This is a genomic window from Bradyrhizobium sp. USDA 3240 (genome assembly GCF_054063295.1).
This window is the reverse complement of record NZ_JBSSGD010000002.1, coordinates 6,627,867-6,642,026: the sequence shown is the minus strand read 5'-3', so window position 1 is coordinate 6,642,026 and position 14,160 is coordinate 6,627,867. Positions and strand designations below refer to the sequence as shown.

Annotated in this window: 13 protein-coding genes and 1 pseudogene; 4 read left to right on the top strand and 10 right to left on the bottom strand. The window is 65.2% G+C overall.

Translation table 11 applies throughout. The annotated features are described in order from the left end of the window. Positions 1–181: 181 nt before the first annotated feature. Positions 182–1,444, top strand: a complete 1,263-nt coding sequence (gene glgC, locus ACVIGA_RS32145) for a glucose-1-phosphate adenylyltransferase (RefSeq protein WP_456669151.1) — start codon at positions 182–184, stop codon at positions 1,442–1,444. After that, positions 1,441–2,895, top strand: a complete 1,455-nt coding sequence (gene glgA / locus ACVIGA_RS32140) for a glycogen synthase GlgA (RefSeq protein WP_456669150.1) — start codon at positions 1,441–1,443, stop codon at positions 2,893–2,895. The genes glgC and glgA overlap by 4 nt, the downstream gene beginning before the upstream one ends. A 7-nt stretch (positions 2,896–2,902) precedes the next feature. Here glgA and ACVIGA_RS32135 read toward each other — a convergent pair whose 3' ends face one another. The 9 genes and pseudogenes from ACVIGA_RS32135 to ACVIGA_RS32095 form a co-directional block, all read right to left on the bottom strand. Beyond that, on the bottom strand, positions 2,903–3,235 hold the full coding sequence (locus tag ACVIGA_RS32135; protein WP_456669149.1) for a hypothetical protein: 333 nt from the start codon (positions 3,233–3,235) through the stop codon (positions 2,903–2,905). A 131-nt stretch (positions 3,236–3,366) separates the two neighbouring features. Next, positions 3,367–4,530, bottom strand: a complete 1,164-nt coding sequence (locus ACVIGA_RS32130) for a serine hydrolase (RefSeq protein ID WP_456669148.1) — start codon at positions 4,528–4,530, stop codon at positions 3,367–3,369. A 529-nt stretch (positions 4,531–5,059) separates the two neighbouring features. Beyond that, the gene (locus tag ACVIGA_RS32125) at positions 5,060–5,548 is read right to left on the bottom strand and encodes a DUF417 family protein (protein WP_456669147.1); all 489 of its coding nucleotides are present in this window, start codon (positions 5,546–5,548) and stop codon (positions 5,060–5,062) included. Positions 5,549–5,712: 164 nt separating this feature from the next. Further along, positions 5,713–6,929 (bottom strand): annotated as a pseudogene (locus ACVIGA_RS32120) (ABC transporter substrate-binding protein). Between the two features lie 26 nt (positions 6,930–6,955). Beyond that, positions 6,956–7,930, bottom strand: a complete 975-nt coding sequence (locus ACVIGA_RS32115; RefSeq protein ID WP_456669146.1) for an NAD(P)H-dependent flavin oxidoreductase — start codon at positions 7,928–7,930, stop codon at positions 6,956–6,958. Positions 7,931–7,932: 2 nt separating this feature from the next. Beyond that, entirely contained in the window at positions 7,933–8,706 is a 774-nt protein-coding gene (locus tag ACVIGA_RS32110) for a crotonase/enoyl-CoA hydratase family protein (protein ID WP_456669145.1), read from the bottom strand. 9 nt (positions 8,707–8,715) lie between these two features. Continuing rightward, positions 8,716–9,507 (bottom strand): SDR family NAD(P)-dependent oxidoreductase, encoded by a 792-nt coding sequence (locus tag ACVIGA_RS32105; RefSeq protein ID WP_456669144.1) that lies wholly within the window; start codon positions 9,505–9,507, stop codon positions 8,716–8,718. Further along, complete coding sequence (locus ACVIGA_RS32100) at positions 9,504–11,054, bottom strand: class I adenylate-forming enzyme family protein (protein ID WP_456669143.1); 1,551 nt, start codon at positions 11,052–11,054, stop codon at positions 9,504–9,506. Before ACVIGA_RS32100 ends, ACVIGA_RS32105 begins: the two co-directional genes overlap by 4 nt. Then, positions 11,051–11,707, bottom strand: coding sequence for a TetR/AcrR family transcriptional regulator (locus ACVIGA_RS32095; protein WP_456669142.1), 657 nt, complete (start codon positions 11,705–11,707; stop codon positions 11,051–11,053). Before ACVIGA_RS32095 ends, ACVIGA_RS32100 begins: the two co-directional genes overlap by 4 nt. Positions 11,708–11,803: 96 nt before the next feature. Here ACVIGA_RS32095 and ACVIGA_RS32090 point away from each other — a divergent pair, with 96 nt between their 5' ends. Both ACVIGA_RS32090 and ACVIGA_RS32085 read left to right on the top strand, forming a co-directional pair. Continuing rightward, a complete protein-coding gene (locus ACVIGA_RS32090; protein WP_456669141.1) occupies positions 11,804–12,223 on the top strand; it encodes a Zn-ribbon domain-containing OB-fold protein in 420 nt (139 codons plus the stop codon). 18 nt (positions 12,224–12,241) lie between these two features. Further along, positions 12,242–13,381 carry a thiolase family protein gene (locus ACVIGA_RS32085; protein WP_456669140.1) on the top strand — a complete coding sequence of 380 codons (1,140 nt, stop codon included), beginning with the start codon at positions 12,242–12,244 and terminating at the stop codon, positions 13,379–13,381. Between the two features lie 25 nt (positions 13,382–13,406). Here ACVIGA_RS32085 and ACVIGA_RS32080 read toward each other — a convergent pair whose 3' ends face one another. Next, entirely contained in the window at positions 13,407–14,042 is a 636-nt protein-coding gene (locus tag ACVIGA_RS32080; RefSeq protein WP_456669139.1) for a TetR family transcriptional regulator, read from the bottom strand. Positions 14,043–14,160: the final 118 nt, after the last annotated feature.

The window sequence follows — 14,160 nt, the reverse complement described above, 5'->3', positions numbered from 1 at the left end:
AGCCTTAACCGGTCCGCAACCCCGATCTTCACGAGCCACGGTTCGGGAACGAAAATCCGCCATCCCGCTTTGCCCAACCGGGGTGCGCTTGCTACGTTCCAATCGGCCCCGTTGGCGCCCGATCAGGCCTTCCGGACAAGAGAAGGTAGCGGGGCCAGCCTGAAGTTCTGGGAGGATGACCATGAGACCAGTCGGAAATGAACCATTGTCGCGTCACGCCCTTGCCTATGTGCTGGCCGGCGGACGCGGCAGCAGACTTCAGGAGTTGACCGACAAGCGCGCCAAGCCGGCGGTGTATTTCGGCGGCAAGTCGCGCATCATCGATTTCGCGCTCTCCAATGCGGTGAACTCGGGCATCCGCCGCATCGCGGTGGCGACCCAGTACAAGGCGCACAGCCTGATCCGGCATCTGCAAGGCGGCTGGAACTTCTTCCGCCCGGAACGAAACGAGAGCTTCGACATCCTGCCCGCAAGCCAGCGCGTCTCAGAGACCAACTGGTATCTCGGCACGGCGGACGCTGTGTACCAGAACATCGACATCCTAGAGGCGCACGGCACCAAGTACATCCTGGTGCTCGCCGGCGACCACATCTACAAGATGGATTACGAGGTGATGCTGAAGCAGCATGTCGAGAGCGATGCCGACGTGACGGTCGGCTGCCTCGAAATGCCGCGCGCGGAATCCTCTGGCTTCGGCATCATGCACGTCGACGAGAACGGCCTGATCCAGTCCTTCCTGGAGAAGCCGGCCGATCCGCCGCCGATGCCCGGCAAGCCCGACAAGTCGCTCGCCAGCATGGGCATCTATGTGTTCGACTCGCAATTCCTGTTCGACGAACTGCGCCGCGATGCCGCCGATCCGAATTCCAACCACGATTTCGGCAGGGACATCATCCCCTATATCGTCAAGCACGGCCGCGCCGTCGCGCATCAGTTCAACGATTCCTGCGTCCGCTCCGGCGACGATCCCCGCTCCTACTGGCGCGACGTCGGCACCGTCGACGCCTATTGGGGCGCCAATATCGATCTCACCGACGTCGTGCCGGAGCTCGATCTCTACGACCGCGCATGGCCGATCTGGACCTATGCCGAAATCACCCCGCCCGCCAAGTTCGTGCATGACGAGGACGGACGGCGCGGCCAGGCGGTGACCTCGCTGGTCTCGGGCGCCTGCATCATCTCGGGCGCGGCGCTGCGCCGGTCGCTGCTGTTCACCGGTGTCCACGTCAATTCCTACGCCAGTGTCGAGAACGCAGTGATCATGCCCTATGTGAATGTCGGCCGCGGCGCGCGGCTCCGAAACGTCGTGATCGATCGCGGCGTTCGGATTCCGGAGGGACTCGTGGTCGGCGAGGATCCCGAATTCGACGGCAAGCGATTCCGCACCACCGAGAACGGAATCACGCTGATCACGCAATCGATGATCGACAGGCTCCCGACATGACGCCGATCCGCGTCCTCGCGGTCGCCTCGGAAGTCTACCCGATCGTCAAGACCGGCGGCCTCGCCGACGTGGTCGGCGCGCTGCCGGCGGCGCTGAAGCAGCACGGCGTTACGACGCGGACGCTGGTGCCCGGCTATCCCGATGTGCTCAAGGCGCTGGCCTCCGCGGAAACGCTGCTCCACTGGGGAGAATTTTACGGCGGGCCGATCCGCGTGCTCGGCGGCACCCATGACGGCCTCGATCTTGTTGCGCTCGACGCGCCGCATCTCTATGCGCGCCCCGGCAACCCCTATGTCGGCCCCGACGGACGCGACTGGCCCGACAACGGAATCCGCTTCGCGGCGCTGTCGCGGATGGCCGCCGAAATCGGCCGGGGTGCAATCGAGAGCTTCGTCCCCGACATCGTGCATGCGCACGACTGGCAGGCCGGGCTCGCGCCGGGCTATCTGCATTACGGTGGGCAGCCGCGGCCGGGCACGGTGATGACCGTGCACAACCTCGCCTATCAGGGGCAATTCTCGCCGGACATGCTGGCGGCATTCGGCCTGCCGGGCGAGGCCTATTCGCTTCACGGGGTCGAATATTACGGCACCATCAGCCTCTTGAAGGCCGGCCTGCAATTCGCCGACCGCATCACCACGGTGTCGCCGACCTATGCGCAGGAGATCCAGAGCGACGAAGGCGGCATGGGGCTCGGCGGCCTGCTCCGCGAACGTGCCGACGTGCTGAGCGGCATCCTCAACGGTATCGACATCGATGTGTGGAATCCGGCGACCGATCCCGCGATCGCGGTGCGCTTCGGCGCCGGGCAAATCGCGGAGCGCGCCGCCAACAAGGCGGCGTTGCAGCGCCGCTTCGGGCTCGAGCCGGCGCCGGATGCGATGCTGCTCGGCGTCATCAGCCGGCTGTCATGGCAGAAGGGCCTCGACCTGCTGCTGGAGAACATTCCGACATTGCTCGGCGAAGGCATTCAGCTCGCGCTGCTCGGCAGCGGCGATCGCGATCTGCAGGATCGCTACGCCGCGCTGGCGCGCGACAATCCGGGGCGGATCGCGGTCATGATCGGCTATGACGAGGCGCTGGCGCATCTGATCCAGGCAGGCTCCGATGCGCTCGCGGTGCCCTCGCGGTTCGAGCCGTGCGGCCTCACCCAGCTCTGCGCACTGCGCTACGGCGCGGTCCCGGTCGTTGCCAATGTCGGCGGCCTTGCCGACACCGTGCTGGGCTTCGACGAAGCCGCGGTCACCGGCAGTGCTGCAACCGGCGTCAAGTTCGCACCTGTGACCTCGGAAGCGCTCGCCCACGGCTTGCGCACGGCGAACCTGCTGTTCAACGACAAGGTGACCTGGCGCCGGCTGCAGCAGGCCGGCATGGCCACCGATGTCTCCTGGCACAATCGCGCCGGCCGCTACGCCGCGCTCTACCGCGAGCTCGCCGCCGCGCGAGGATGACGCGCGATCAGTTCAAGAGATCGCAAGACGCGATGCGGTTGATGTCGGCCAGGCGGCGGTCGGGATTGCCCTTGAGATCAAGGCTCGCGACGAGATCGAGCAGGCGGCCATAGGCGCGGTCGGCGATCGCGACCGGCAGCGGCTCCTCGTCGAAGATTTCGACGTAATTGCCGACGAGGCCGCTCAGCAGCCGGCAAACGCCGCGTTGCTCCGGGTCGTCCTTGCCTATGGTCTCGAGTTTTTGCTGGAAGGTCCTGAAGGTTCGCAAGCCGTGCGGCTGTTGCGAAAGCCAAGTATGCAGATCAGGAGCGTGCAAATCAGAATTTTGTAAATCAGTCATATCAGCCTCTTCAAGCAGGAGAAGAAGCTACCGGTTTATATAGCCGATCACGGTTCCGCGCCATGACGATTTTTGCATGCATCCCCTGCCCGGCCGCGCAGGCTGTGTCGTCGGATTGGCACGCGGCACCACTAATGTATCTGGGTTTTGATGAGATTCGCGAGTGCCGGCAGGATCCCGTAGCGCGCGATCTCGTGCGGATAGTCGCCGCGATTGGCGAGCAGCACGATGCCGAACCTGCGCGCCGGCACCAGGCCGATATAGGCCGAGGCATTGTTGAGGCCGCCAGGCTTGTCGATGACGGTGACACCGTCCAGCCGTACATGCTCCCACGCCATCGCCTGCCCGAACTTCGCATCGACACGAAAACTCTCGTGCATGGTCATCTGCAATGCGGCGCGCAGTTCGGGATCGATCACGGCGCCGTCGAGACAGGCGCGCAGCAAAATGCCGAGATCGCGCGCCGACGAGAACATCTGGCCGGTGCCGGGAAAATCGTAATAGCTCTGCTGATTGCCGGGCGGGCCGATCGCCGCGCCGTCGTGGGAGTAACCCTGGACCATGCGCTGTATGATCGCCGGTGCCAACGCCGCGCGATTGTCCTCGCCACGATCCGGCACGAAGGTCGAGGTCATGCCGAGCGGCTTGAGGATGCGGCGCTCGATCAATGTCGCGATCGGCATGCGATAGCGCTGCTCCAGCACCAGTTGCAGCAGGACATAGCCGGCATGGCTGTAGATGCGCTGCTTGCCGGGCTGCTCGTCTGCCGATGGCGTCCAGGCATTGAGCATCGCGATGAACTGATCGCGGCTGTAGGACTCGTTCGGCCATGGCGGATGATCGGTCGGGAGCAGCAGCCCCGATGTATGGTTGACGAGCTCGCCGACCGTGACCTGACTGACATAGTCCCCGTGCAGCTCGGGCAGATACTTTCCGACGGGATCGTCCAGCCGCAGTTCGCCGCGCTCCGTGCCGAGTGCGACCAGTGTCGCCTCGAACAGCTTGCGCAGCGAGGCGAGATTGAACAGCGTGTCCGGGGTAACCGGCCGCTTGGCCGCAGTGTCGGCGAAGCCGTAGTTGAAGAAGGCGACCCGGCCTCCGGCATAGACCGCCGCGGCAAGGCCACCCGGATCGGCCGCGGACGCGGTCGGCGCTAGTTCGGTCGTGACGATGTCCCTGATCTGCGCATCCATGTCGGAATCAGCCTGCGCCGCCGTCAGCATGCTGGCGGCAAGGGCGAGCAGGACCGCCGCGATCCGGGCAAACAGCCGTTGTCTCAAGAGCCATTGTCTCATGCAGAACGAATTCTGGACGATGTTGCGATGTGACCCGCAGGTGGACCTGTTCAGCCATCGAGAGATGGCGACATCGCGATCCTAGCGATGGAACCCACACGTCCGAATTCACGATCGCGCGTTTTGCACCGTTGCCGGTTCCGCTGGGGAACGGGCGGCCCGATCGCTGTTCCGGCGGTCACACCCGGAAACCACGATCGCGACCGCCCTCCCACTCCAGCCACGGCGCGGGAACTGCAATGGAACTAAAAAATTCTGCACGTTTGAAAATGCGGGGAGCATGCTTCGACGGAGAGGAAATACCGGCGCTTGCCGGGCTCGCCGCCGATATGTCTGGCTTCGTCACATTCCGCTCCCAACCGGGGACGTTTCTTACTAGCAACAATTCGTCAATCAAGGGTTGCGTAGGCCCATGAGATTCGATTGACAAGATACTGCTGCCTGCGACGGATTGTCCTGTTCCCGATGCAGGACGCGCGCGATGCCGTGGTTAAGCATGGCTTAACTATCGAACGCGCGGCGCGCGCGCCTATCCGGTTCGCGACCGGACGATCGACCGCGGCAACGACGCCAGCAGCAGCACCAAGCAGACGCAGAGCAGCACGATGTCCTTGAACAGGAACTCGCCGGCCAGGTTCCAGGCCATCGGGTCGGTCGACAGGCTCCACTTCACCACACCCGGTGTCGTGAAGAAGAACGACCAGGTCACCGCGAAGGTGATCACGCCCATCAATGAGCCGATCGCTGATAGAATCGGGCTGAACGCGCCGGCGGCAAGCAGCACGGCGATGCCGAACTCCGTGACGCCGAGCACATAGGCCTCGCCGCGAAGGCCGAACACCGACAGCCACGACACGAACGGGCTGTTGCTGATGAATTGCGCGATGCCTTGCGCCGATTGCAGCGTGAACTTCTGCATGCCGAACGACACGAAGATCACCACCATGACCCAGCGCAGGATCGCGAGCAGACGATAAGACCCCTCGCCGTGTTCGGCGATGTTGAACGACAGATTCATGCGGATGTTTCTTCCCTTGCTGCGATGCCGCCATCAGCCGCGGTTGTGGCGTTCGTGGCAGGATTACGCAGCGCGCCCCGCGCGCGTTACGCGCGGGAGGGCGTCACATCCTTCACAAGGATGTGCAGATGAGGTGATCGGCGCGGCCGGCGGAGGCAGCAGCCTCAAGCCGCCGAGAGCAACTCCCCGACCTTCTCGTAGGCCTCGCCCTTGAACCGCATCAGCTGAAACTGCTTGATCGGCACATAGTCGCTCGAGGTGGTGTTGAGGGTGATCCCAGGAATCAGCAGTGGCGCGGGGAAGCCCTTCAGGTTGGTCGCCTGGTGCAGAATGTTGGCCCGCGTCAGCTGATCGCCACATTGCCTGATGACGTGGGCGGCGGTTGCTCCGGCGGTGTAGCCGATGGCGTAGAGGTCGTCGGCACGATCGGCGTTCGGGACGTAGCGGTCGAGGAACGCCATATATTGCTTCATGTCAGGCGTGTCGGCCCAGAGCGGATTGCCGGGGTCCATCCGTGTCGCAAACGCGAGAACGCCTTGCGCGGTCTCGAAACCCGCGGGCTGCAACGTCGCGCGCACCGAGGCGTTGCCGGCGCCGAGGAAGATCTGCGGCCGCCACGCGAGCGCAGCCATCTTACGCAGCGCCTGGCTCGCCATCTTCGGGATCGTGATGAGGAACACCAATTCGGCGCCGGACAATTTCATCTGGACGATCTGGGAATCGATGGTCGGATCGCCGACCGAGTAATTCAGCTCGGAGGTGATCTGCGCGGTCCTGACGCCGAGACCGGACTTCAGGCCTGCCAGCGTTGCCTTGCCGGCATCGTCGTTCTGATACAGCAGGCCGATCTTCGCATCGGGCATGGTGGCGGCGATGTAGCGGCCGACGACGCCCCCTCGATCTCGTAGGTCGATCCGCCGACCATGGTCCACGGATTGGCCGCCGGGTCCGACAGCTTGCTGGCGGCCGCTGCAAGGAACAGCTGCGGGACCGTGCGCGCATTCATGTATTTCTGCACGGCGATGTTGCCCGGCGTTCCCATCGCGCCCGCGATGAACAGCACCTCGTCGCCTTCGACCAGGCGCCGCGCCGCCTCGACCGATTTCGGCGGGCTGTAGGCGTCGTCATAATTGATGAACTTGATCTTGCGGCCGTTGATGCCGCCGGTCTCGTTCAGCATGCGGAAATAGGCATCCATGGCGTTGGCGAGCACGCCGAACGACGACACCGGGCCGCTCAGCGGTCCGAACTGCCCGATGCGGATCTCCTGATCGCTGGCGCCGGGATCATAGGAGGCGCCGGCAAATGCCTTGCCGCCAATGGATGCCGCGAGGCCAGAAGCTGCCGTCCCGAGCAGCGTTCGACGGCTGATCGTCTTCATCGGTTTCCTCCACTGGATTGGACGCCTTATGCGGCGCCTCGTTCGAATGCCACGCGATATTGCGCGGCGACCTCGTCGATGATGTCGGCGGCCCCCATCACCGCCTGCACGCCCGAGACCGAATGACCCGCGCTCCAGACGTCGGTCCAGCGCCGCGGTCCTGCCGCGTCGCTCTTTCCGCCGAACTTTTCGCGCGCGCGCGCTTCCGACACCTGCTCGTCGAGATTTGCGGGATCGAGACCCGCGGCGACGATCGAAGGCCGCAGCATGCTGGCATCGAGGCCGGTGAAGGCCTTCGTCAGCATGATATCGTCGAGCGTGCTGTCGACCAGCATTCGCCGATAGGCCTCGCTCGCCATGCTCTCGCGCGCTGCGATGAAGCGCGTTCCCATATAGGCGAGATCGCAGCCGAGCAGCCGCGCAGCGGCGAGCGCGGTACCATCCGTCACGCCGCCCGCGAGCACGACCGGGCCGTCGAACATGGTGCGTACCGCGCGCACGAAGGCGAACGGATTGGCCCAGCCAGTCTGCCCGCCGGCACCCGCGGTGAGCAGGATCAAACCATCGGCGCCCGCCTCGATAGCCTTCTCGGCATGACGGAGCGAGGCGATGTCTGCGAACACGAGACAGCCGACATCGTGCAGCGGCTGAACCGCCGCCGCCGGCGAACCGACGCTGGTGATGACCATCTCGACCTTGTGCCTGACGAGGCAGGCGAGATCGTCCTTGAAGCGCGGCTGGCGGATGATGAGGTTTGGACAATGCGGCGCGGCCGGCCGGCCGAGATTGGCGACATTGCGCTCGATCCGGGTAAGCCAGGCATCGAGCTCCTCGACCGAGCGGGCGTTCGCGGTCAGAAACGCGCCGATCGCGCCTGAGCGGCAGACCGCCGTCACGAGATCAACGCCGGAGACGCGCAGCATGGGAGCTGCGATCAGCGGCAGACGAAGCCGATCTGCGATCGTAGCGGGAAGCGCGCTCCGGCGGGCAGCGGCCTGCATGATCAGCGTCCCTTCCAGGCCGGCTTGCGCTTCTCGGCGAACGCCTTCAGTCCTTCGTTGCGATCCTCAGATTTGAGCGCGCGTTCGGCGATCGGGCCCTGTGCCGTCCACCCCTCTTCATCGGTCCAGTTCGCGGCCTGGAAGATGATCTCCTTCGACGCGGCGAGCGCGGTCGGGCCGTTGACGAGCAGATCGTTGCCGAAGGCAACCGCCGCCTCGAGCGCCTGTCCGGGTTCGACGATCCGGTTCACGAGCCCGAGGCGTTCAAAGTACTCCGCGCCCTTGAACTGACCGGTCAGCGCCAGCTCCATCGCAACATGATAGGGAATCCGCTTCGGCAGCCGGAACAGGCCGCCACCGATGGCGACCACATTGTGCCTGACTTCCGGCAGGCCCATCTTGGCGTCCCGCGCGGCGACGATGAGATCGCAGGACAGGCAGAGCTCGAGCCCGCCGCCAACGGCATAGCCCTCGACGGCCGCGATCAGCGGCTTGCGCGGCGGCCGGCGAAACAACCCGAAGCCGCCGCGTTCGGTCACACCGCGCTCGCCGCGCGCCACCGCCTTCAGATCGGCGCCGGCCGAGAAGTTACCACCCGCGCCGGTGATGACGCCGGCGAACAGCGCATCCTCGGCATCGAGCAGATCCATCGCATCGGAGATGCCGCGCGCCAGCGCAGCGTTGCATGCGTTGCGCGCTTCGGGACGGTTCAGCGTGACGACCAGGATGTGGCCGCGCCGCTCGGTCAGAACGACCTGTTCGTTCTCAGTGCTCATCGATACGCCTCACAATGCGAAGGTAAAGCCGCCATTGACCGGATAGGTCTGGCCGGTGATCCACGCGCTCGCATCGGAGGCAAGGAACAGCACCATGTTGGCAACGTCGGACGGCAGGCCCGGGCGACGAATGACGTACTTCTCCATCATCTTCTTCTGCCGCTCGGGATCGGCCTTCAGCCGCGCTTCGATCGCGGGCGTCAGGGTGGCGGCAATCGCCACGCAGTTCGCCGTGATGTTGTAGCGGCCGAGCGATCGCGCGACCGCGCGCGTGAAGCCCGCGGCACCCGCCTTCGCGCCCGAATAGACCTCGAGGCCCGCCTCGCCGGCGCGGCCGGCATCCGAGATGATGGTGACGATGCGGCCACCCTTGCGCTCGATCATCTGCGGAATGCAGGCCGAGGCGCAGTTGATGACGCCATAGAGATTGACGCCGATGAAACTGTTCCAGACCTCAGGGCCGGTTTCCCAGAACGGCTTGCGCGCATCGGGGTCGGGGGTCGCGCCGGCGTTGCCGGCATTGTTGACGAGCACGTCGACCGGGCCGAAGGCCTGCTCGGCCTTGTCGACCATTGCCTTCACCGAGGCGAGATCGGTGACGTCGGCCTGCACCGCGACCGCCTTGCCGCCGGCGGCGGTGATCTCGCGCGCGACCAGTTCGGCGCGATCGAGGATGTAGTCGTTGACGACGATGCCGGCCGCGTTGTGCGCGGCGAAATGCAGCGCGATCTGGCGCCCGACGCCCTGGCCTGCACCGGTGATCAGCGTCACCTTGCCGTTCAGATCAAGAATATCACTCATACGTTTCTCTCCCGTCCCTTCCAGTAGGGCTCGCGCAATTCGCGCTTGAGCAGCTTGCCCATGGTGTTGCGTGGCAGTTCATCGACAATCGACAGCGTCTTCGGCCGCTTGTAGGAAGCAAGATGCTCGCGGCAGAAGGCGAGGATCGCGGCCTCGTCGGTGATGTGGCCCGGCTTCAGCTCGCAGAACGCCTTGACCTGCTCGCCGAACTCGTCGTCGGGGATGCCGATGACAGCTGCGTCCTGCACATCGGGATGCCTGAGGATCGCGGCTTCGATCTCGGCCGGATAGATGTTGACGCCGCCGGCAATGATCATGTCCTTGGCACGATCGGTGATGAACAGATAGCCGTCGTCGTCGAGCATCCCGACGTCGCCGACGCGGAAATATCCATCGCTGTCGCGCGTGTCGGTTCCGAGCGGCTTGCCGTTCAGATAGGAGCGGATCGTCACCGGCGTCCTGATCCAGATCTCGCCGGACTGGTTGCGCGGCAACTCGCGCCCCTCGGCATCGCGAATCGAGATGTCGACATGCTTGTGTGGACGGCCGCTGGAGCCGGGCTTGCGCTCCTGCATCTCCGGCGGCAGGAAGCTGATCATGCCGACCTCGGTGGCGCCGTAACCTTCGCCGAGCACGCCTGAGCCGAAATTGCGGATGATCCAGCGCTTGAGCTCGTAAGGCACCGGCGCTGCGCCGACCGACAAGGCGCGGATCGACGACACGTCGTAGGCGTCGAGTACATCCTTCGGCAGCGCCGCGAGGCGCTTGTACATGGTGGGCACGCCGGTCCAGTTGGTGACGCGATGCTTTGCGATCAGGCGAAGCGCGCCTTCCGGATCGAAGCGGCGCATCAGGATCACCGGATTGCCGAGATGGATCGCACCCCAGACCTGCGACGGGCCGGCGCCATGATGCAGCGGCAGCGTCAGCAGCGAGACGCCGCCCGGCTGACCGCGCCGGGTCTGCGCCACGTCGCTGAGATATTCGCTGGTGCGTTGATCCATCTGCACACCCGGCTGCACCGCCGAGACCACGCCCTTGGGCAGGCCCGTGGTGCCTGAAGTGTAGAGGATCAGCGGCGGCCGACCGGTGGAATGCAGCGGCGGCTCCGCAGACGTGTCGAGCAGTTCGGAGAATGCGACGAAGCCGGGCGACACTGTGCCGATCGAGACCGCGAGCTTGATCGGTAGACCTTCGAATGCGGGCTTCAGCGCCGCCGGATCCTCATCGTCGCAGACGATGACCTGGGCGCCGCTGTTGGACAGCACATACTGCGTCTCCGACGGCGTCAGCCGCCAGTTCAGGCCGAGCAGCGAGCAGCGCAGCTTGCCGATCGCCTCGCTCAGGATCGGCCACTCGATCCGGATCTGGGTCCGCAGCACCACGATGTCGCCGGCGACGACGCCGCGGGCCGCGAGGCCATGCGCAACGCGGTTCGCCGCATCGTTGAGCTGCGACCATGTCATCTGGTGATCGCCCTCGATGAAGGCGACATCGTTGGGGCGATTGGCGGCCCAGTATTCGACGCTGTTCGGCAGGATGCTCATTTCGTCAGCCTCCGTTCCAGCGTCGCGATGAAGTGCGCGCTGATGACCTCGAGATCCAGTCCCTCCGGATCGACCAGCCACTGCGCCACCGATCCGCGCAGCGTGGCGTGGATGAGCGCGCTTTCGATCTCCGGATCGATATCCGCGCGCAACCGACCCTCGGCCATTCCCGCCCGCAGCGCCGCGGCGATCTCGCCTCGCGTTTCGCGATTGAGTTTCGCCACGGTAGCCGTGATCGGCGGCACGGTGAGCGCGCCGGCCAGCACGGCGTGAAAGGCGCGCGCCATGGCAGGATTCCGCGCCGGCATCACGAAGTAGTACCGGCACGACGCAAGCAGGCTGTCGTAGCCGGTCAGTCCCGGTGCGGAAGCGCGGCGCTCGGTGATGAAGGATTCGATGATGTATGTGCCGAGCGCCGACAGCAGATCGGCCTTGGTCTTGAAATAGTGCGACGGCAGACCGCGGCTGTAGCCGGCGCGCTCGCCGGCCTCCGCCAACGTGATCGCCTCGAGCCCGTTTTCGGCCACGATCAGCGCGGCCGCTTCGAGGATCCGCCGCTCCGCTTCATCGCGCCGCTCGACCTGGGTCCGCCGCGACACGGACACGGGCGCGTCATCTCGCTGCTCCAGCGCGCGTCGAACTGCTCGTGCCATTCAGCTTCGCTCCCTTTGCCGTGCGGCGACTTCTTGCTTGCATTCAAGCTAGAATAATGTTTGTTGGTTCGTCAACAAGTTTCTTGGAGGAAACGCATGCTACCGAACAAGATACTGAAACCAGGGCTGTATTCCGCAGCATCTAATGACCAGGCGGGGGCCACGGCCCGCCTCAAGGGCGGCCGCTGCCGCTGCGGATACGTCTTCTTCCCGATGCAGACCTATGGCTGCGAGCGCTGCGGCAGCCATGGCGACGCGCTGACGCCTTGCGAGCTCTCGGCCGATGGAACGCTACTCGCCGAAGCAACCGTTCACCTGCACGCCGACAAGAACCGCCCGACCCCCTTCACCATCGTCAAGGTCGCGCTCGACGACGGGCCTGTGATCCGCACCCTGCTGGCCGAGGACAGCGCGCCCGTCGCGCCGGGCCGGCGCGTGACCGGCAGGCTCACCGCAGTTGGACAGAGCGAGAGCGGCGAGACCGTGCTCGATCTCCGCTTCAGCATCGCATCCTGATTGGTCCGGAGGTCTGACATGACACGATCACTCAACGAGCTGCGCCCGGTCTATGTCGTCGGCATCGGCTGGCATCGCTATCAGAACCCGAGCGAGACGCCCTATGTGGAGCTCGGCCTCATCGCGATCCGCGCCGCGCTTGCAGATGCGCGCATCGAATGGCCTGTGGTGGAATCGACCTATGTCGCGACTGCGCTGCTCGGCATGGCGTCGGGACGGCCGATGCTGCGCCATCTCGGCGCGACCGGCGCGCCGCTGATGCATGTCGAAAATGCGTCGGCCTCCGGATCGACTGCGTTCCGCCACGCCTGCATCGAGGTCGCAAGCGGCATCTCCGACGTCGCGCTGGCAATTGGCGTCGACAAGCGCAATCCGGTGCGGCGTCCGGACACCGGCCTCGGTCACCTCGCCGAGGACGCCATCGTCCCCTTCACGCATTTCGCGCTGCTGACCAATGAATACGTGGTCCGCCACAACGCCTCGACCGAGGACATCGCACGGGTCGCGGTGAAGAACCATCGCAACGGCGCCAAAAATCCCCATGCGCAGCGCCAGCAGGAGCGCACGCTCGACGAGGTGCTCGGCGGCAAGCGGGTGTCGGGCTCGCTGACGTCACTGCAATGCACGCCGATCGGCGAAGGCGCCGCGGCCGTCATCGTCGCATCCGAGGACGGCATTCGCCGACTGGGCATCGACGCCGGCCGCGCCATCCGCGCCACGGCCTCGGTCGGCCGCAGCGAGCGGGTCTATCCGCCCGGCGCCGGCTTCGACGCGGCGCTCACCAAGGAGACCGCCGATCTTGCCTTGGCGCAGGCTAAACTCTCACCAAAGGATCTCGACATCATCGAGCTGCACGACGCCTTCACGGTCGAGGAACTGCACTACATCGAAAGCATCGGCCTCTGCCCCGAAGGACACGGCGTTCGCATGCTGAAGGACGGCGCGCTCGATATCGGCGGGCAATGCGCGATCAATCCCTCCGGCGGCCTGATCGCGATGGGGCACCCGATCGGTCCCACCGGCATCGGCCAGATCGGCGAGATCGTGATGCAGCTCCGCGGCGAGGCCGGCCCGCGCCAGCATCGCGGCGCGCGGACCGGACTGGCGCATATGGTCGGCGTCGGTGCGGTCTGTTACGTGCACATCCTGCAACGGTGACGCCGCATCCTGAAGACGCGCCAGCTCACGCGCGCTGGCGCAGCGGCCGCGCGGCGTCCTTTGCCGGCACCGGCATGGTGAAACCGTACAGGAACAGGTCCACCACCATGTCGGCGAACTCGCTGGGATCGACGCCGCCCTTCGGGTCGTACCAAGTGTGGCTGAAGTTCAGGATGCCGAACAGCATCATGCCGTAGATCTTCTTGGTCCGCTTGACGATCTTGCCTTCCTTGTCGAGCGTGACCAGAAGATCGGCGATCGTATCGACCAGCTGGCGCTCCAGCGCCTTGATCGCATCCTGCTCGGTCTCGCCGAGGAACGAGAGGTCGTTGAGGATCACGCGCTGCTCGTCGCTCGAGCGCGCATTCAACGCGACAATGGCCTGGATCGCGGCGCGGAACTGCTCCAGCGTCGCCGCCTTGCCGGCCATCGCGGCCTCGACATCGGCGATCATCTCGCGGATATGCGCATCGAGGATCGCGAACAGGATCGCTTCCTTCGAGTCGAAATAATGGTACAGCGCTCCGCGCGACAGCTTGCAGGCATCCGCAAGATCGGCGATCGAGGCGCGCACGTAGCCCTGCCGTGCGAACAGGCCGCAGGCGGTGGTGAGAATGCCCCGCTGGATCTCGTCGTAATTTTCTGAGCGCGTCCGCGCCATTACATTCTCTCTCGTGCATCATCGGCGCCGCCGGAATCGGACGACACCCGTCTCTCTATACTACCGCCGCTCCGCGCCCTCCTCCCCTTTACGGGCACCATCCACCAGAACTCGTCGA

Coding starts and splice junctions, on each gene's coding strand:
- glgC (WP_456669151.1), top strand. CDS start 182: ATGAGACCAGTCGGAAATGAACCATTGTCGCGTCACGCCCTTGCCTAT.
- ACVIGA_RS32090 (WP_456669141.1), top strand. CDS start 11,804: ATGCTACCGAACAAGATACTGAAACCAGGGCTGTATTCCGCAGCATCT.
- glgA (WP_456669150.1), top strand. CDS start 1,441: ATGACGCCGATCCGCGTCCTCGCGGTCGCCTCGGAAGTCTACCCGATC.
- ACVIGA_RS32105 (WP_456669144.1), bottom strand. CDS start 9,507: ATGAGTGATATTCTTGATCTGAACGGCAAGGTGACGCTGATCACCGGT.
- ACVIGA_RS32100 (WP_456669143.1), bottom strand. CDS start 11,054: ATGAGCATCCTGCCGAACAGCGTCGAATACTGGGCCGCCAATCGCCCC.
- ACVIGA_RS32080 (WP_456669139.1), bottom strand. CDS start 14,042: ATGGCGCGGACGCGCTCAGAAAATTACGACGAGATCCAGCGGGGCATT.
- ACVIGA_RS32135 (WP_456669149.1), bottom strand. CDS start 3,235: ATGACTGATTTACAAAATTCTGATTTGCACGCTCCTGATCTGCATACT.
- ACVIGA_RS32125 (WP_456669147.1), bottom strand. CDS start 5,548: ATGAATCTGTCGTTCAACATCGCCGAACACGGCGAGGGGTCTTATCGT.
- ACVIGA_RS32085 (WP_456669140.1), top strand. CDS start 12,242: ATGACACGATCACTCAACGAGCTGCGCCCGGTCTATGTCGTCGGCATC.
- ACVIGA_RS32095 (WP_456669142.1), bottom strand. CDS start 11,707: ATGGCACGAGCAGTTCGACGCGCGCTGGAGCAGCGAGATGACGCGCCC.
- ACVIGA_RS32130 (WP_456669148.1), bottom strand. CDS start 4,530: ATGAGACAATGGCTCTTGAGACAACGGCTGTTTGCCCGGATCGCGGCG.
- ACVIGA_RS32115 (WP_456669146.1), bottom strand. CDS start 7,930: ATGCAGGCCGCTGCCCGCCGGAGCGCGCTTCCCGCTACGATCGCAGAT.
- ACVIGA_RS32110 (WP_456669145.1), bottom strand. CDS start 8,706: ATGAGCACTGAGAACGAACAGGTCGTTCTGACCGAGCGGCGCGGCCAC.